Raw genomic sequence first — 17,303 nt, 5'->3', positions numbered from 1 at the left:
ATGATGAAATTAAATATTTTGAATCTTGTAAAAATAATTTTCCTATTATTTTTTTTTAATAACGTTTCACTTGCTCATAATCATTTTCCAATTACAACAGACTCTTCATTGATGATTAAAAGAGGAGAACTAGTGTATAACCAAAACTGTGTTTCATGTCATATGATAGATTTATCAGGAGCAAAAAATTGGAAAGATTTAGATGATGATGGACATAGAAAAGCACCTCCATTAAATGGCACTGGTCATACTTGGCATCATGACGATAAAACTTTGCATGCTATAATAAAGTATGGGTTAGCTAAATTGGTTAAAAATTATGAGGGGAAAATGATGGGTTTTGGAGATAAATTGTCAGATAAAGATATAGATAGTGTTTTAGCTTATATTAAATCTTACTGGCCACTTGATCTGTATGAAATTCAAATTAATATGAGTAAGTAATGAGCGCAGTTGCAACATTGAATTGGTCATGTAAGCACACTTGGAGAAGAAGTGCAAAAAATACTGCATGGTGTTTATTGGGATGTGCCATTGGTGATTTTGGTACAATTTTATATTTTCAATTAACTGGAATTCCGTGGCCAGTTATTGCAATAATGACCTTAGCAATTATAAATGGACTAATTACCAGTATAATTTTAGAGACAATTATTTTATTTAAACAAAACTTTACTTTTAAAGATGCATTAAAAACTGCCTTTGGAATGAGTTTTATTTCTATGGTAAGCATGGAAGTTGCAATGAATTTAACAGATTATCTTCTAACTGGCGGAGCTATGTTGACATGGCGGGTGGTACCAATAATGCTTATTGTTGGTTTTTTAACTCCATGGCCTTATAATTATTGGAGATTAAAGAAATTTGGTATTAGTTGCCATTAAATCTTAAATAAATCCTGTTTAAATAATAATATAAAGACAAAGCTCTCAAGATCATAAATATCGTTAAAGATATCCATACCCCATGATTTGAAATGTAATTTGTTAGAACTAAAGAAATTAGTAAATATAAAGAAACAGAAAAAAACATAGCATTTCTAATTTCTTTTGTTTGAGAGGCTCCAATAAAAATACCGTCAAATTGATAACAAAAGGATGCAAAAAAAGGCAAAATAATCATCCAAATTGAATAATCTAAACTTAAAGATCTTATTAAATCAATATCAGACATCATAAAGATCACATTCTTATGAATAAAATAATACACAATAGAAATACCTAAGCCTGTTACTGAACTTAAAATAAATGAATTTTTTACAATAGAACTAAATAAATTTTTATCTTTTTTGCCCAAAGAATAACCAATAATGCCTTCAGTTGAAAATGCATAAGCATCTAAAATAAATGCGGATAGAAAAACAAGATTAATTAAAATCGCGTTAGCAGCTATATACTCCTCTCCAATTTTTGATCCAAGGTATGTGAACCATAAAAAAGAAAAAGTAAGCAATATAGTTCGAATAAAAATATTAAAATTAATATCAAAAATATTTTTTAATTTATTTAGATCAACAATTTCCCTTATTATAAAATTAATTTTTGTAAGCTTGTTTAAATAAAAAAAAGTATAAATTAAAAATACAGTAGAGGTAATTATCCCAGAAAAAAGAGTTCCATAAGCAACACCTTTAATATTTAAATTGTATTGAGTTACGAGAATTATACTAAGTATAATATTTAATATTGAAAAAAAACCTACTGCAATACTTGAAATTTTTGTTTTTTGTAATCCAACAAAAAGACCTGTTATTATATAAAGAGTAAGTTCTCCAGGAGCTGAATAAATTCTAATTTTAAAATATTCCTTATAAAAAGTAGTAGTTTGTGAATTTAGATCAAATATTTGAAGACTTATCTTAAGAATTAAATTCTGAGCAAAAAATAAGACAATAGAAAGAATAATTACAAATAACAAATTTCTTAAAATAATATTTAGAATGTCTTTATAATTTTCTGCTCCATTTGCTTGAGAAACCATACCGACGGTCCCCATTCTTAGAAATCCAAAACTCCAAAAAATCATTGAAAATAAATTTGCTGCAACAGAAGTTGCAGATAAATAGGAAACATTTCCTAAATTACCCATTAAAGAAGTATCAATTATAGCCACTAATGGAATAGCTAGATTGGCAAAAAATATTGGAATAGATAATTTTAGAATATATCCAATAGATGATTTTTCCATGTCTGATGATAAAATATTATAATATTTTTTTTAATAAATTTTCTTTAAAGAATAATTTATGAATTATTACAGCACTTACATGTAAGGCAACTAAACCAATAAGTACATAGTTAGATATAATATGAATATTATAAAATTGATCAGCAAGCTCAAAATTGTCTTTTATTTTTATTTCTTTTAAAAAAATCATCAGAGGCTCACCATTGAAGAGTTTCTTCAATATTCCTGAAATGGTTACTGATAAGACAGTGATGTATAATAATAAATGATTGAGTTTAGCAATAAACCTTTGTCCTATAAAAGTAGCAGGTCCTAACTTTGGAACAGGGTTAATTAAATTATTAAGTAACCTAAAAATTATAACGTAAAATATCCCAAGCCCAATTGTCACATGTATATTTTCAATAGTTATTCTTTCCTCTCCAAAATCTAAATCTACTAAATAAAAGCCAAGAGGAATTTGTATCAAAAGTAAAATTGCACTTAGCCAATGCAGAGACTTGGAAATAAATCCGTATTCTGTTAAAGTGTTCTTAACATGCATAGCATATTAAAACATACCAAGAAGATCTTTGGTACAGTAATCTTATCTTTAATAATGGTATTTTCTGGTTCATTAGCTAATGCAGAGTTGTCAGTAGAAGATATTATTAAAAGTAGAAAAGCACTATTTAGTAAGAATTATAGTACTGCTAAGAGGGTACAGTCTTTTTCTTCAAATGGAGATTTTGATGAAGCAATAGAGCTAATGAAAGAAATGAATGAAAATTACATTACATTGTTAGATCTATTTCCAGAAAATTCTAAAGAAGGATTTAAAACAGAGGCTTTACCTATAATTTGGGAAGAAAAAGATGCTTTCAATGCATTAATGCAAAAATCTGCTGAAGACATGATAAAACTCACTTCAATTATAGAAGATGAAGATGATATTAGAGGAACTCTTGGAAAATTAATGTGGGCAAATTGTAAGGCCTGTCATTCCAAATATAGAAAACCTCATTAATAAATTCATATACCCATTTTGGTTAATTAAAATTAATTTTGGTTAATTAAAATTAATTTTGTTTAATTAATTTAAAATCTTAGTAGTTTCTTTTTTTATGGATAAAATTCAATCTCACGCAAAGCTCGTAATTGTTGGTGGTGGAATAATGGGAGTTAGTTTGCTCTACCATCTTACAAAAGAAGGATGGAGTGATGTCGTATTGATTGAAAAAAGTGAACTTACTTCAGGATCAACTTGGCATGCTGCAGGTCAATGTCCTCATATGTTAACGAGTTTAAATCTTGCAAAAATACATCTTCATTCAACTAACCTTTATAAGTCACTAGAAAAAGAAACTGAGCAACCAACAGGATTTCATGAAACAGGAAGTTTAAGGTTAGCATATACCAAAGAGGATCTTGAGTGGTTTGATTATACTAAAGGAATTTTAGATATAGCTGGTTCTCCATGTTCAATTATATCAACAGAAGAAATTCATCAATATCATCCCTTTATAAAGTTAGATGGAATTAAAGGGGCTTTTTTAACTCCAGAAGATGGCTATACAGATCCAACCAGCACAACAAATGCAATGGCTAAAGGAGCAAGAAATAGTGGAGCCAAAATTTATAGAAAAAATAGAGTAACTGACATTGAACAATTGCCTTCAGGAGAGTGGAAAGTAATTACTGAAAAGGGTGACATTATTTGCGAGCATGTTGTTAACGCTGCAGGAAGTTTTTGTCCAGAAGTAGCACAGATGGTTGGTTTAAAAAATGTTCCAAGTATAAATATGATCCATCAATACCTAGTTACAGAAGCACATCCTGAAATAGAAAAATTAAGTAAAGAATTACCAGTTGTAAGAGACCCAGATTCTTCTTCTTATCTAAGACAAGAGGGTAAAGGACTTTTAATTGGTCCTTATGAAAAAGATGTAGCAGCTTGGGCTTTAGATGGAATGGATTGGAAATTTGATATGGAGTTGTTAGATCCAGATCTTGATAGAATTGCAGAACACTTAGAAAAAGGAATGGATCGTATTCCACAGTTTAAAGATGTAGGTATTAAAAGAATTATATGTGGTCCTATTACACATACTCCTGATGATAATTTTTTAGCTGGTCCTGCACCCGGACTTAAAAACTTTTGGATGTTTTGTGCGGCAAGTATTGGAATTGCTCATGGAGGGGGAGCTGGAAAATATATGGCTCAGTGGATTGTGCATGGTGACTCAGAAATAAATATGATGGAATTTGAACCAAGAAGATACATGAGTTGGGTTGATAAAAATTATTCAGTTGAAAAATCAAAAGAGCAATATCGAAGAATGTATGTAACTCCAATGCCTAATGATGTTGTAGAGGTTGGAAGACCAATGAAAACAACACCAATTTACCAAAAGTTGAAAGAAAAAGGTGCTGAATATTTTGATTTATATGGATGGGAAAAACCAGCTTGGTTTAATAAAGATAATATTAAAGAAGAATTAAGTTATAAAAGAAATAATTTATTTCCTATAATTCAAAAAGAATGTCTACATGTTCATAACAATGTAGGCTTGATAGATCTATCAACTTTTTCAAAATATGAAATTACTGGAGAAGATAGTTATAACTTTTTAGATAGACTTTGTGTTAATAGAGTTCCAAAAAAAGATGGAAGTATTGTTTTAACTCATCTTTTAAATGATATTGGAAGAATTCAAACTGAACTAACTTTAACTAAATTAAAAGATAACCATTATTACGCATTATCAGGAGCAGTATCAGAAATTAGAGATTTGGATTGGCTAAATCAGAATAAAAAAGAAAACGAAAAAGTTGAAATTAAAAATATAACTTTAGACAAAGGTGTAATTGGTATCATAGGACCAAAATCAAGAATGGTTTTACAAAAATTAACAAATACAGATTTAGGAAATGAAAATTTCCCTTGGTTAAAAAGTAAGGAAATAAGTTTAGGCAACATTACTGTAACAGCCTTAAGAGTAAACTATATGGGTGAACTAGGTTGGGAACTGCATCATGACTTTAAAGATATGGAAAAACTATATGAGTTATTATTCGAAGCTGGTAAGGAATTTGATATTATAGATTTTGGAGCTCATGCAATGAATTCTATGAGAATTGAGAAGGGATACAGAGGTTGGGGGTCAGAATTAACTCCAGAAATTAGTGTAGTTGAAGCAGGCTTGGAAAGATTTTTTAATATTGAAAAAAAATCTGAATTTAAAGGGTCCAAAATTGTATCTAAATTAATAAAAAATGGCCCAAAAATTAAACTAGTTTATATGGAAGTTGATGCTGTAGATGCGGATGCTCATGGAAATGAACCAATTTACTTTAATGGTATTATAGTTGGTCTTACAACATCAGGGGCTTATGGGTATAGAGTAAACAAAAGTTTAGCCTTTGGATATGTCAAAACTGAATTTGCAAAAGTTGGAAATGAGTTTTTGATTAAAATCCAAGGAAAAGATGTTAAATCAAAAGTTATTGATGAACCTGCTTTTGATGTAAATAACGATAGGCTAAAATCTTAAAATAAACAATGCTTCCAGTATCAGTAACAGATCATATAGAGGAATACCTTTCTCAAGAGATATATGTTCAGGTTGCAATAATTAAGGGTAAAGAAAAAATTTCTACAGATTCAGCAATCAAAAAATATTTTGTTAGTAATCATTTTAAAGAATTAAGTTTAGGAAAACCTTACGATCATTTTATTGATGGTTTAAGAGACAAATGTTTGGGCAAATTAAAAAATTCTCCTATGAGAAATACAGAAACTGATGATGAAACAATTATAATGTTACAAAAAAAATTAAATGAATTAAGTGAAATAGAATTAGAGGATACTTACTGGGAAATAGAAACTGGAGAATTTTTTTCAGGTGAGCAAATTAAAGAGTTAGAAAAAGATCGAGATAAACTAATTACAAAATTAAACTCAAGAGACGAAAATGAAGTAGTAAAAACAATTTTTAAATTTTGTGAAATTTATGAAAAGTTGTGTGAAAAAAAATATCCAGAAGCACCACTTCCGCTAGAAATATTAAAGTCTAAAAATTAATTTTTTTAAGGGTTCGCTCTTTAGTTGATACCTAAAGAGCTCCCTTTTTATCGCCTCTTTGGCATTAAATCCAAACGGATTTTATTATTTTAAGTTTTTTTATATCTAAAAATCTTCAGCTAAGTATCAGGTGGTAGCAATTTTAACATAAACCTCCTTCATATAAAAAGATAATTATATCAAAATTATTTTCAATAAATTTATTTGCATTTAGTGCAAATATATAAGTTGAATACAACCCACTGCTTTAGTAGATTCCCGATATCTTATTTAACTTCCTTCAATTATTTTTTATTAATTAATTCACTAATAAAGTTTTCTCCATAACCATCATCAACAGCTTTTTGAAAATAATTTTTATTTAGTTCAGCAACTTTTTCAGCTTCAGGAAAATCTTTTAAAAGATCCTGAATGTAAGTTAAATCTTTAACAGAGTTACTTGCAGTAAATTTAAATCCTGTGTAATCACCTTTAAGTAAATTATCAAAAATTCTAATTAATGCTGCAGAATTTCCTGAACCAAGTTTTGCAACATCATATAATTTTTCTAAATCTAAACCTAACTCTTTAGCGCTTTTAGCCATATGATTAATCAATGCTGCATTTCCTAGAGTTAAAAAATTATTTAAAAGTTTTGATTTTGCTCCCATCCCAACATGTCCAAAATGAAAATAATCTTTACAAAATATATTAAAATAAGGCTCTGCTATTTTAAAATTCTCATCTGACGCTCCGACAATACCTCCTAAAACACCTTCTTCTGCTTGAACAGGTCCACCCATTACTGGACATTCAACGTAGTTGATATTATTTGATTTAAAAATTGCCTCAGTTTCAATAGAGCCAGTTTTATTGTGAGTAGTAATATCAATCACAATTGTTTTATTACTTAATATATTTGATAATTTTTCTGAAATAGACTTTGCAATAGGTGTGTTGGTAACACACATAAATAAAGCATCTAAATTTTTAGACGCAAAATCTTCAAATGACTTAACTTCTTCAGCTCCCTCACTTACTATCTTTTCAATAGTTTTACGATTTTTGTTAGCAATTACAAAAAGATTATTTTTGTGCTTAATGATGTTTTTAGCAATTCCATAACCCATATAACCAACACCAATAAAACCAATATTTTTCATCAAACCTCCAATTTTAAGTTTTTTTACCTTCAGTTCTTATAAATAATAAACCAAATATTATTACACCCACAACACCCACAATCTTATTTATATCAAATGGTACACCAAAAATGAAAAAATTAAAAATTGTAGACCAAACTAATTGAGAATATTGAAAATTAGTTACAAAAGATAAATTTGATAATTGAATTGCATAAATAATTAAAGAGTGGCTTACAAAGCCTGCAAAACCAAGTAGTGCTAAGTATAACCAAAAAATATTATTACTTAATGGTTCCCATTTAAAAAAAATATAAATACTAAATATTATTGCTCCCAAAATAGAAGTATAAAATATTGCTGCAAATGGATCGTTATCACTTGATACTACTTTTGTAAAAAATTGGTAAAGTGCCCAACATATAGGTGGAACGATTGGAAAAATTAAATCTACACTAAATATTTTCATGCTAGGACTTAAAGAATAAACAATTGAACTAAAACTAAGGAGCATCAAAAGAATTCCTTTAAAAGTCAAAATATCTTTTAAAAAATAAGCAGAAAGTAAAGCAACGATTAATGGGGCTGTAAAGAAAACTACATAAATATCTACTAGGTCAAACTTTTGAAGAGAAAAAAACATAAACGTTGTAGCTGTCACCATTAATGTTGATCTAATTATTTGAACTTTGAAATTTTTTTTTAAGTTTACTTTTGGCTTAAAAATTAAAAAAAACACAATTAAAGATACTAGATGAAAAAAAAATCTTCCCCATATAGCCTGTGGAATAGGCATGACTGTACCTAGGTATTTTGCACCAGAATCCATACAAACAAACATAAAGAAACCACCTGCAGCTAATAAAATTACGTTTAATAAAGATGTTTGATTTTGCACTTTAGGAAATTTTTTACATTACAACGCCTACTTGCCAAGGATTAAACTCCTCGTCACCGTAGCCATTGATTTCGCTTTTTGATTTATTTCCTGATGCAGTATTTACTACTAATTCAAATATTTTTTGACCAACTTCCTCAACTTTTTCTTTTCCTTCAGCTATTGTTCCGCAATTAATATCCATATCTTCTGACATTCTTTCAAACATTGCTGAATTAGTTGAGAGCTTTAAACTTGGAACTGGCTTACATCCAAAACAAGATCCTCTTCCAGTTGTAAAACAAATTACATTTGCGCCTGATGCAACTTGCCCTGTAACAGATACTGGATCATATCCAGGTGAATCCATAAAATTGAAACCTTTATTTTTTAAAGGTTCAGCATAATTCAATACGTCTTGTAAAATTGAGTTTCCACCTTTAGCAACTGCTCCTAAAGATTTTTCTAAAATAGTTGTAAGTCCACCTTTTTTATTTCCTGGTGCGGGGTTATTATCCATAGAACTATTATTTATCGATGTATAATGTCTCCACCATTCAATTCTTTTAATTAATTTATCTGCAGTTTGTTGTGAATTAGCTCTATTAATTAATAAATGTTCTGCTCCATATATTTCTGGTGTTTCAGATAATATTGAGCTTCCACCTTTTTTAACTAAAATATCTGCAGCAACTCCCAATGCAGGATTTGCTGTAATTCCTGAATAACCATCAGATCCTCCACACTGTAAGGCTAAAGTTAAATGACTAACAGGCTGAGATGTTCTTTGAACATTATTTGCTTCAGATAATAGGTTTTTTATTTGAGATAATACTTTATCAACAATTTTTTTAGTTCCACCTTCATCTTGGATAGTTAAGAAGTGAATTCTATTGTGCTTTTTAAGAGACTCATCAAATAAACTTACCTGGGCACACTCACAACCTAAACCAATAACAAAAACATGAGAAAAATTTGGATGATTTTTAAAACCATCAATCGTTCTTTGAAAAATTTGCATTCCTTCACTTTCAGTATTCATCCCACATCCTGTTGAGTGAGTAATTGGCACAATTCCATCTATATTTGGATAATCTTTTAAAATTTCTGAATACTTTATTTTTTCAACAATCATTTTTGTAACTGTTGCAGAGCAATTAACGGTACTAACTATTCCAATATAATTTCTTGTAGCTACTTGGCCGTTATCTCTTAATATTCCATTGAAAAAAGTATCTGCTTTTTCGTCAACATTGTGTGATTTATCAGTTACTTTGAAATCTCTTTTAAATTCTCTAAATTCTAAATTATGAGAGTGAACATGCTCTCCTGGTTTAATATCATTTAAAGCAAATCCAATAATTTGATCATATTTGATAATAGGATCACCTTTTTTAATCTCTTTTAAACATACTTTGTGACCAAAAGGGATTGGATCCAACGTACTTATATTATGTCCTTCAATTTTTGTTTTTTCTGGTATGATAAATTGACTTACGCCAACATTGTCATTGCCATTTAAAACTATTAGATTATTCATAAATTTATTATATAACCAATAACTTAAACAAACCATTATATTAATTATGCCTAAAAAAAGAAAAAAGAGTTTCCGAAGTCAACAGTGGTTCAATAATCCAAAAAACCCTGACATGACGGCCTTATATTTAGAAAGGTACTTAAATTATGGTCTTACAAGAAAAGAATTGCAATCTGGAAATCCAATTATAGGTATTGCTCAATCAGGCAGTGATCTTTCTCCATGTAACAGACATTTTATGTCTTTGACTAAAAGAATTAAAGATGGGATCAGAAGAGCTGGAGGAATTCCTATGGAATTTCCAACTCATCCTATTCAAGAAACCGGAAAAAGACCAACAGCTATGTTGGATAGAAATTTATCTTATTTATCTTTGGTAGAAGTTTTGTATGGTTATCCAATAGATGGAGTTATTTTAACTACAGGATGTGATAAAACTACTCCTGCAGCCTTAATGGCAGCAGCCACAGTTAATATTCCTGCAATAGTTCTTTCAGGTGGTCCAATGTTAGATGGAGTTTACAAAGGAAAACTTGCTGGATCTGGATTAGTAGTTTGGGAAGCTAGAAAAATGTTAGCTAAGGGAGAAATTAAATACGAAGAATTTATGGATATGGTTGCATCTTCTGCACCAAGTGCTGGTCATTGCAATACTATGGGAACAGCATCTTCAATGAATTCAGTTGCAGAAGCTTTAGGCATGTCTCTACCTGGAGGAGCTGTAATTCCTGCACCTTACAGAGAAAGAGAACAGATTTCATATGAAACTGGAAAAAGAATTGTCGGAATGGTTCATGAAGATTTAACACCATCAAAAATTATGACACGTAAAGCATTTGAAAATGCAGTAGTGGTTGCAAGTGCAATAGGTGGATCAAGTAACTGCACAACACATTTAAGTGCAATAGCTAAACACATGGGAATTAAGTTTGATTTATCTGATTGGCAAAAATTAGGTCATAATATTCCTTTGCTAGTAAACTGCCAGCCAGCTGGTGAATATTTAATGGAAAGTTTTCACAGAGCAGGTGCAATACCAGCGGTTATGAAAGAATTAATTAAGAATAAAAAAATTCATACCAACATAAAGACTGTAACTGGAAAGACAGTAGGTGAAAATTTGAAAAAGAAAATTGATGTTGATAGTAAAGTAATCAAAACATTTAAAAATGCTTTAACAGAAAAAGCTGGGTTTTTAGTTATGAGAAGTAATTTCTTCTCATCTGCAATAATGAAAACATCAGTAATTAGCAAAGAATTTAGAGATCAATATCTGTCAAATCCTGAACACCCTAATGCTTTTGAGTGTAAGGCAATTGTTTTTGAAGGTCCTGAAGATTACCACAAAAGACTTAATGACAAGAAATTAAAAATTGATGAGAACTCAATTTTAATTGTTAGAGGATGTGGTCCAGTAGGTTACCCTGGTTCTGCAGAAGTAGTTAATATGCAACCACCTGACAGATTGTTAAAAAAAGGTATTAGACATCTACCTACTTTAGGAGATGGAAGACAAAGTGGAACATCTGAAAGTCCTTCAATACTTCATGTATCACCAGAGTCTGCAGTTGGAGGAGATTTAGGAATAGTTAAAACAGGTGACAAAATTAAAATTGATTTAAATAAAAGAAGAGTTGATTTACTAATTTCTCAGGCTGAGTTTAAGAAGCGAAGAAAAAATAGAAAGAAATTTAAAGCAAATAATCAAACTCCTTGGCAAGAAATATTCAGAAATACAGTAGGTCAATTAGATGATGGTGCTTGTATTAATTCTAGAGGAAAATACTTGGATGTATCTCATACAAAAGGTTTACCCAGAGACTCTCATTAAATGAAACCAAAGATATTAGTTTCTAGAAAAATTTCAGATTTAGCAGAAGAAAAATTGAGTAAAGAGTTTGAAGTAACATTAAACCCTAAAGACGAACCAATTCCAGAAAGCGAGTTAATCAAGATAATAAATGACTATGATGGGATGATTTCTACAGGGTTTGATAAAATTGGAGAAAATTTTTTTAATAATCTAAATGGTAAATTAAAAATTATTGCTCAGGTGGGAGTGGGGTACGATAATATTTCTGTTAATTCTGCTTTAGAAAAAAAAGTAAAAGTTACCAATACACCTAACGTGTTAAACGAAGCTGTTGCAGAACTGACTGTTCTTTTAATTTTAGCTGCCTCAAGAAGAATTGGCGAAGCTTATAATTTAGTTAGAACTGATAATTGGAAAAATCAAAAACCTGACTTAACTAAATTTATGATTGGTAACTCAGTTACTGGCAAAACTTTAGGTATTATTGGTATGGGACGAATAGGAAGAATGGCTGCTAAAAGTGCAAAAGCATTTGGAATGAAAATAATTTATTATAATAGAAATAAGTTGTCTGCAGATTTAGAAGATGGTGCAAAATATTATTCAGATTTAAATTCGATGTTACCAAATTGTGATTTTGTAAGCATACACACACCAGCTACCGCAGAAACAAAATACATTCTTAATAAAGATACAATAAGTTTATTACCAAAACATGCAGTTGTCATAAATACATCAAGAGGATCAACAATTGATGACGATGCATTAATTGATGCACTAGAAAATAAAAAAATTTATGCAGCCGGTTTAGATGTTTTCAACAATGAACCAAATTTAGATAACAGATATTTAAAACTAGATAACTGTTTTGTTCTTCCTCATGTAGGTAGTGCGACACATGAAACACGTCTTGCAATGAGCATGATGGCAGTAGACAATATCTATTGTTTTTTTAATGAAAAACCTTTGATTTCAGAAGTAGTTTAGAACAATTCTATTCTCTGTGTTTATAAAATATATATAATTTCTATATATAATAATTGAACCGATTTAATTGAAATAGAAAATCATTTATGATTAACTTTCGAAAAAACATAAACGAGAGGAAGATAATGTTTAAATTAATATCTAAAACTTTAGCAGCGGTGGCTATGGTTTCAGTTGCTTTATTTGGCTCTGCAAATGCAAAGACTTTAAAGATTGAAACTCACTTTACTGCTAGTTCACCAAATGGTGAAGTTGCGGCTCAGTTCGCAAAAAATGTAGAAAAGTTTTCTGGTGGAAGCTTGAAAATTGAAATGTTCTACTCATCTTCAGTAACAGGTAAATCTGCTGAGGTATTTAACTCTGCACAAACTGGAATTATCGATTGTGATATGACTGGTGCTGGTTACCAAACTGGTAAAAATGCAGCGTTCCAATTCGCAGGTGATGTAATGGGTGGATACGATAACCCATACCAACAATATGAATTCTTGAACTACCCAGGTGCTCAAGATGCTGTTGATGCATTATACAACAAATATGGAATGACTTTAATTGGTTGGTGGATACCAGGACATGAGTCTTTAATATCTAGCAGACCAATTCCAGATGTTGCTTCATTGAAAGACTTTAAATTTAGATCACCTCCAGGAATGGAAAGTATGATCTTTACAACTTTAGGCGCTAAGCCAATCGTTATGGACTTTGGTGAAGTTCCTACAGCTTTACAAACTGGTCTAATCGATGGTGCTGACTATTCATCTTTAGCAACTAACTATGCTGGTGGACACTATGAGCAAAACAAATATGCTACATACCCAGGTTTCCACTCTATGCCGGCTGACCACTTAGCTTGTAACACAAAAGTATGGAACAAGTTAAAGCCACATGAGCAAGGTGCTATGAAAGCTGGAATAGAAATTGCTGGAAGAACTATTACTAGTCTAGTTGAGAGAAAAAACGCTGAAGCTGTAAAAGCTTTAAATGAAATGGGCGTTACTCTTCATGACTGGTCTAGAGAAGATAGACTTAAATTCAGAACAGCTGCACTTGCTGCTTGGGAAGAATGGAAGACTAAATCTCCAGAAGCTGCGGCTTTAATCGAAATACACAAAGCTTACATGAAAGCTAATGGTATTATGTAATAAATAAATTTTGAAGGGCCTGAAAAGGCCCTTCGAATAAAATCTAAAATTTTTACTCAATGATAGATAAAGAGTTACAAGAACAAAACGAAAAAGTAGCGAGTAAAGATGATTTTCCAATTAATTGGATTGATAGAGTTTCCTTATTTTTAAGTCACACAATAAAATATTTAATTCCTGTAATTGTAATTGTGATGATGTATGAAATTTTTATGCGATATGTTTTATTTAAGCCAACTTTATGGGCTAATGAGTTATGTTTGTGGCTTGCAGGTGTTTGCTATTTAGTTGGTGGAATATATGCAACAAGATTAAGAAGCCATATTAGAATAGTTTTACTTTACGACTGGGTTGGAAGACCAACTCAAAGAATTTTTGACTTAATTAGTACTATAATTATTGTTCTTTTTGCTACAGCAGTAATTTATGGTGGATGGGAAGATGCACACAGATCTTTCACTACCTGGGAGAGATTTGCAACTTATTGGGATCCTCCAATTCCAGCTACAATGAAACCACTTACACTTTTATGTGTATTTCTTATAGCAGTTCAATCTGTAAATAACCTAATCATTGATTGGAGAAATCCAAAAGAGAAACAATACGACCCTTCTAAAGAATTAAAGTAAGATGGAATTTGAAATAGGAACACTCTCGATAATATTAATAGTGGGATTATTAGCACTAATATCTATTGGTGTTCCGATGGGATTTGCATCAGGCTTCATGGGTGCAGTACTAGTATTTTTATACATAGGTGAGCATGCATTAGGAATATTGCTTTCAAGGTATTACTCACTGGTTGTTACTTATTCATTTTTATCAGTGCCTTTGTTTATCTTTATGGCCTCCTTGCTCGAACGCTCTAACATTGCACGAGATCTTTATGATGCTTTAAACGCGTGGTTAAGAAAAACTAGAGGTGGAGTAGGTGTAGTTACTGCAATCATGGCAACTATCATGGCTGCAATGAGTGGAATTATTGGAGGAGAAATAGTTTTATTAGGATTAATTGCATTACCTCAAATGTTAAGACTTAAATATGATCAAGACATGTCTATTGGTATTATTTGTGCATCTGGATCTTTAGGAACAATGATACCTCCATCAATTGTTTTAATTATTTATGGATTAACAACGGAGACTTCTATTACGATGTTATTCCAAGAAGCAATTGTTCCAGGTTTAATGATTTCAGGTTTAATTATTACATACATTCTTATTAGAACAAGGTTACAACCTCATTTAGCTCCATTGAGTGATGAGCCGGCTTTAACTTTAAAAGAAAAAATGTCTTACCTTCCAGGTCTACTTCCACCAATTGGAATTGTAATTATTGTATTAGGTTCAATTTATTCTGGAATGACTGGTATTACTGAAGCTGCAGGAATGGGTGTTGTTGCTACTTTAATTATTATTTTTGCTAGAAAAGAACTGACATGGTTTTTATTTAAGGATGCATTAACAAGAACTTTTAAAGCATCTGGAACAATTTTAACTATTACTTTTGGTGCAACGGTTTTAGCAGGAGCTTATTCTCTTGCCGGTGGTCCAAAATATGTTGCAGAAACAATTTTAGCTTATGATTTGAAACCAATGTATTTAATTTTCATGATGCAGATTATGTTCTTAATCATGGGAGCATTTATGGATTGGGTTGGAATTGTATTATTAGCGATGCCAGTATTTTTACCAATTGTAATTGCACTTGGTTTTGATCCTATTTGGTTTGGAATATTATTCTGTGTAAATATGCAAGTTTCATTTTTAAGTCCACCATTTGGGCCCGCCGCTTTCTATTTAAAATCGGTTGCTCCTCCACACATATCTTTAACAGATATCTTTAGAGGTTTTGCTCCATTTATAGTAATTCAGTTAATTGTATTAGCATGTGTTATGTTCTTCCCTGAAGCAATGACACAAAATTTCCACGAATTTAAACCTAAGCCATGATAACAATTGGATTTATTGGAACAGGTCTAATGGGCCTTCCAATGGCTAAAAATATATTAAAATCTGGATTTAAATTAAAAGCCTTTAATAGATCAATAGAAAAAGCAGAACCATTAAAAGATTTTGGTGCGGAAATTTCAAAAACGATAAGCGATGTAGTTAAGGATAGTGATTTTGTCATTACCATGTTAACTGATGATAGTGCTGTAGATGCAATAACCTCTAGTTCAGATTTTCTAGACAACTTAAAATCAGGTTCAACAGTTATAGATATGAGTTCTGTAAAACCTACGACAGCAACAAAACATGGAACTAATTTAAAATCAAAAAATATAAATTATTTAGATGCACCAGTTTCAGGAGGAACAATTGGAGCAGAAGAAGCTTCACTAGCTATCATGGTTGGCGGTGAACAAAGTGTTTTTGATAATTCTGAAAAAATTTTAAAAACAATGGGAAACCCAACATTAGTTGGACCTATTGGAAGTGGACAAGTTTCAAAACTAGCAAATCAAATTGTTGTTGGAGTTACAATAGGAGCTGTTGCAGAAGCCATAACATTATGTGAAAAAGCTGGAGCAGATCCAAATAAATTAATCAAAGCTCTTTCAGGTGGATGGGCGGATAGTAAAATACTTCAAACCCATGGAAAAAGAATGATTGATAAAGATTTTAGCCCTAAGGGTAAGACCTATACTCATTTAAAAGATATGAATAACATTTTAGAATGTGCAAATTCTTATAATACTCATTTACCTATTTCAAATTTAGTTAAAGAAATGTATAAAACATTAGTTGATAATGGTCATGGTAACACTGATCACAGTTCACTTTATAACGAGATTGAAAGGATAAATAAAAAATGAGTGGAAGACTTAATGGCAAACAAATTGTTGTAACAGCAGCAGGACAAGGAATTGGAAAAGCAACAGCAATTGCATTTCATAAAGAAGGAGCTCATGTAACGGCTACAGATTTAAACGATAAAACTTTAGCAGAATTAAATAAAGAATATCCAGATATTAAAGTTACCAAATTAGACTCAACTGATAACAACGCTATCTTAGAATTTACTAAAACTCTTGATAAAGTAGATGTATTATTTAATGCAGTTGGATTTGTTCACCATGGAACAATTCTTGAATGTGATGAAAAAGATTGGGATTTCTCATCAAATGTGAATGTGAAATCAATGTATTTTATGTGTAAGGCGATATTACCATTGATGGTAAAACAAAATGGTGGAAGCATAATTAATGTGTCTTCATGTGCTTCAAGTTTAAAAGGTTTTCCAAACAGATTTGTCTACGGAACAACAAAGGGCGCTGTAATAGGTTTAACTAAAGCAATTGCTGCTGACTTTGTAAAACAAAATATCAGATGTAATTCAATTGCTCCTGGAACAGTTTTCTCACCATCTTGGCAAGACAGAGTAAACCAGAGCCCAGATCCAGTTCAGGCAAAAAAAGATTTTATTGCAAGACAACCAATGGGAAGATTAGGAACTGCAGAAGAGATTGCTGCAGTTGCTGTTTATCTCGCAAGTGATGATGCAACATTTACAACAGGAACTACAATTTCTGTTGATGGTGGAATTTCAATATAATTTAATAACAAAAG

17 protein-coding genes are annotated in these 17,303 nt (G+C 30.8%); 12 read left to right on the top strand and 5 right to left on the bottom strand.

What is annotated here, in order from left to right; genetic code table 11:
- Nucleotides 1-444 (top strand): c-type cytochrome, encoded by a 444-nt coding sequence (locus ACTTA0_RS06345; RefSeq protein ID WP_440676462.1) that lies wholly within the window; start codon nucleotides 1-3, stop codon nucleotides 442-444.
- Nucleotides 444-884, top strand: coding sequence for a DUF4396 domain-containing protein (locus tag ACTTA0_RS06340; protein WP_440676461.1), 441 nt, complete (start codon nucleotides 444-446; stop codon nucleotides 882-884). The genes ACTTA0_RS06345 and ACTTA0_RS06340 overlap by 1 nt, the downstream gene beginning before the upstream one ends.
- On the opposite strand, the gene ACTTA0_RS06335 is transcribed toward ACTTA0_RS06340, so the two are convergent.
- Nucleotides 871-2,187: an MATE family efflux transporter gene (locus ACTTA0_RS06335; RefSeq protein WP_440676460.1), complete on the bottom strand. Its 1,317-nt coding sequence runs from the start codon at nucleotides 2,185-2,187 to the stop codon at nucleotides 871-873. The genes ACTTA0_RS06340 and ACTTA0_RS06335 overlap by 14 nt on opposite strands.
- Before the next feature lie 16 nt (nucleotides 2,188-2,203).
- Nucleotides 2,204-2,731, bottom strand: a complete 528-nt coding sequence (locus ACTTA0_RS06330; protein WP_440633560.1) for a cytochrome b — start codon at nucleotides 2,729-2,731, stop codon at nucleotides 2,204-2,206.
- On the opposite strand from ACTTA0_RS06330, the gene ACTTA0_RS06325 reads away from it, so the two are divergent.
- The 3 genes from ACTTA0_RS06325 (at nucleotide 2,726) to ACTTA0_RS06315 (ending at nucleotide 6,250) form a co-directional block, all read left to right on the top strand.
- Entirely contained in the window at nucleotides 2,726-3,193 is a 468-nt protein-coding gene (locus ACTTA0_RS06325; RefSeq protein ID WP_440676459.1) for a c-type cytochrome, read from the top strand. The genes ACTTA0_RS06330 and ACTTA0_RS06325 overlap by 6 nt on opposite strands.
- 97 nt (nucleotides 3,194-3,290) lie before the next feature.
- Nucleotides 3,291-5,720, top strand: coding sequence for an FAD-dependent oxidoreductase (locus ACTTA0_RS06320; RefSeq protein WP_440676458.1), 2,430 nt, complete (start codon nucleotides 3,291-3,293; stop codon nucleotides 5,718-5,720).
- Between the two features lie 8 nt (nucleotides 5,721-5,728).
- Entirely contained in the window at nucleotides 5,729-6,250 is a 522-nt protein-coding gene (locus tag ACTTA0_RS06315) for a hypothetical protein (protein WP_440676457.1), read from the top strand.
- 284 nt (nucleotides 6,251-6,534) lie between these two features.
- On the opposite strand, the gene ACTTA0_RS06310 is transcribed toward ACTTA0_RS06315, so the two are convergent.
- The 3 genes from ACTTA0_RS06310 to ACTTA0_RS06300 are packed head-to-tail and all read right to left on the bottom strand — an operon-like array spanning nucleotide 6,535 to nucleotide 9,788.
- Nucleotides 6,535-7,392: an NAD(P)-dependent oxidoreductase gene (locus ACTTA0_RS06310; protein WP_440676456.1), complete on the bottom strand. Its 858-nt coding sequence runs from the start codon at nucleotides 7,390-7,392 to the stop codon at nucleotides 6,535-6,537.
- Nucleotides 7,393-7,405: 13 nt separating this feature from the next.
- Nucleotides 7,406-8,269 (bottom strand): DMT family transporter, encoded by an 864-nt coding sequence (locus ACTTA0_RS06305; RefSeq protein ID WP_440676455.1) that lies wholly within the window; start codon nucleotides 8,267-8,269, stop codon nucleotides 7,406-7,408.
- Between the two features lie 13 nt (nucleotides 8,270-8,282).
- A complete protein-coding gene (locus ACTTA0_RS06300) occupies nucleotides 8,283-9,788 on the bottom strand; it encodes a UxaA family hydrolase (RefSeq protein WP_440618227.1) in 1,506 nt (501 codons plus the stop codon).
- 46 nt (nucleotides 9,789-9,834) lie between these two features.
- On the opposite strand from ACTTA0_RS06300, the gene ACTTA0_RS06295 reads away from it, so the two are divergent.
- From ACTTA0_RS06295 to ACTTA0_RS06265, 7 genes are all read left to right on the top strand, one after another.
- On the top strand, nucleotides 9,835-11,619 hold the full coding sequence (locus ACTTA0_RS06295; protein WP_440676454.1) for an IlvD/Edd family dehydratase: 1,785 nt from the start codon (nucleotides 9,835-9,837) through the stop codon (nucleotides 11,617-11,619).
- Nucleotides 11,620-12,588 (top strand): 2-hydroxyacid dehydrogenase, encoded by a 969-nt coding sequence (locus ACTTA0_RS06290; RefSeq protein WP_440676453.1) that lies wholly within the window; start codon nucleotides 11,620-11,622, stop codon nucleotides 12,586-12,588.
- Nucleotides 12,589-12,713: 125 nt separating this feature from the next.
- The gene (gene dctP / locus ACTTA0_RS06285) at nucleotides 12,714-13,730 is read left to right on the top strand and encodes a TRAP transporter substrate-binding protein DctP (protein WP_262590472.1); all 1,017 of its coding nucleotides are present in this window, start codon (nucleotides 12,714-12,716) and stop codon (nucleotides 13,728-13,730) included.
- 59 nt (nucleotides 13,731-13,789) lie between these two features.
- A complete protein-coding gene (locus ACTTA0_RS06280) occupies nucleotides 13,790-14,359 on the top strand; it encodes a TRAP transporter small permease subunit (RefSeq protein ID WP_262590473.1) in 570 nt (189 codons plus the stop codon).
- A 1-nt stretch (nucleotide 14,360) separates the two neighbouring features.
- Nucleotides 14,361-15,683, top strand: a complete 1,323-nt coding sequence (locus tag ACTTA0_RS06275; RefSeq protein ID WP_075506115.1) for a TRAP transporter large permease — start codon at nucleotides 14,361-14,363, stop codon at nucleotides 15,681-15,683.
- The gene (locus ACTTA0_RS06270) at nucleotides 15,680-16,549 is read left to right on the top strand and encodes an NAD(P)-dependent oxidoreductase (protein WP_440676452.1); all 870 of its coding nucleotides are present in this window, start codon (nucleotides 15,680-15,682) and stop codon (nucleotides 16,547-16,549) included. The genes ACTTA0_RS06275 and ACTTA0_RS06270 overlap by 4 nt, the downstream gene beginning before the upstream one ends.
- Entirely contained in the window at nucleotides 16,546-17,289 is a 744-nt protein-coding gene (locus tag ACTTA0_RS06265) for an SDR family oxidoreductase (protein WP_262590475.1), read from the top strand. The genes ACTTA0_RS06270 and ACTTA0_RS06265 overlap by 4 nt, the downstream gene beginning before the upstream one ends.
- The last annotated feature ends 14 nt before the right edge of the window (nucleotides 17,290-17,303 follow it).

This window comes from Candidatus Pelagibacter sp. HIMB1593 (assembly GCF_052047755.1).
GTDB lineage: Bacteria > Pseudomonadota > Alphaproteobacteria > Pelagibacterales > Pelagibacteraceae > Pelagibacter.
The sequence above is the reverse complement of the archived record's forward strand: the minus strand, read 5'-3'. Positions and strand labels throughout refer to the sequence as shown.

Coding starts and splice junctions, on each gene's coding strand:
- ACTTA0_RS06330 (WP_440633560.1), bottom strand. CDS start 2,731: ATGCATGTTAAGAACACTTTAACAGAATACGGATTTATTTCCAAGTCT.
- ACTTA0_RS06335 (WP_440676460.1), bottom strand. CDS start 2,187: ATGGAAAAATCATCTATTGGATATATTCTAAAATTATCTATTCCAATA.
- ACTTA0_RS06280 (WP_262590473.1), top strand. CDS start 13,790: ATGATAGATAAAGAGTTACAAGAACAAAACGAAAAAGTAGCGAGTAAA.
- ACTTA0_RS06270 (WP_440676452.1), top strand. CDS start 15,680: ATGATAACAATTGGATTTATTGGAACAGGTCTAATGGGCCTTCCAATG.
- ACTTA0_RS06310 (WP_440676456.1), bottom strand. CDS start 7,392: ATGAAAAATATTGGTTTTATTGGTGTTGGTTATATGGGTTATGGAATT.
- ACTTA0_RS06265 (WP_262590475.1), top strand. CDS start 16,546: ATGAGTGGAAGACTTAATGGCAAACAAATTGTTGTAACAGCAGCAGGA.
- ACTTA0_RS06340 (WP_440676461.1), top strand. CDS start 444: ATGAGCGCAGTTGCAACATTGAATTGGTCATGTAAGCACACTTGGAGA.
- ACTTA0_RS06295 (WP_440676454.1), top strand. CDS start 9,835: ATGCCTAAAAAAAGAAAAAAGAGTTTCCGAAGTCAACAGTGGTTCAAT.
- ACTTA0_RS06345 (WP_440676462.1), top strand. CDS start 1: ATGATGAAATTAAATATTTTGAATCTTGTAAAAATAATTTTCCTATTA.
- ACTTA0_RS06300 (WP_440618227.1), bottom strand. CDS start 9,788: ATGAATAATCTAATAGTTTTAAATGGCAATGACAATGTTGGCGTAAGT.
- ACTTA0_RS06290 (WP_440676453.1), top strand. CDS start 11,620: ATGAAACCAAAGATATTAGTTTCTAGAAAAATTTCAGATTTAGCAGAA.
- ACTTA0_RS06325 (WP_440676459.1), top strand. CDS start 2,726: ATGCATAGCATATTAAAACATACCAAGAAGATCTTTGGTACAGTAATC.
- ACTTA0_RS06320 (WP_440676458.1), top strand. CDS start 3,291: ATGGATAAAATTCAATCTCACGCAAAGCTCGTAATTGTTGGTGGTGGA.
- ACTTA0_RS06315 (WP_440676457.1), top strand. CDS start 5,729: ATGCTTCCAGTATCAGTAACAGATCATATAGAGGAATACCTTTCTCAA.
- ACTTA0_RS06275 (WP_075506115.1), top strand. CDS start 14,361: ATGGAATTTGAAATAGGAACACTCTCGATAATATTAATAGTGGGATTA.
- dctP (WP_262590472.1), top strand. CDS start 12,714: ATGTTTAAATTAATATCTAAAACTTTAGCAGCGGTGGCTATGGTTTCA.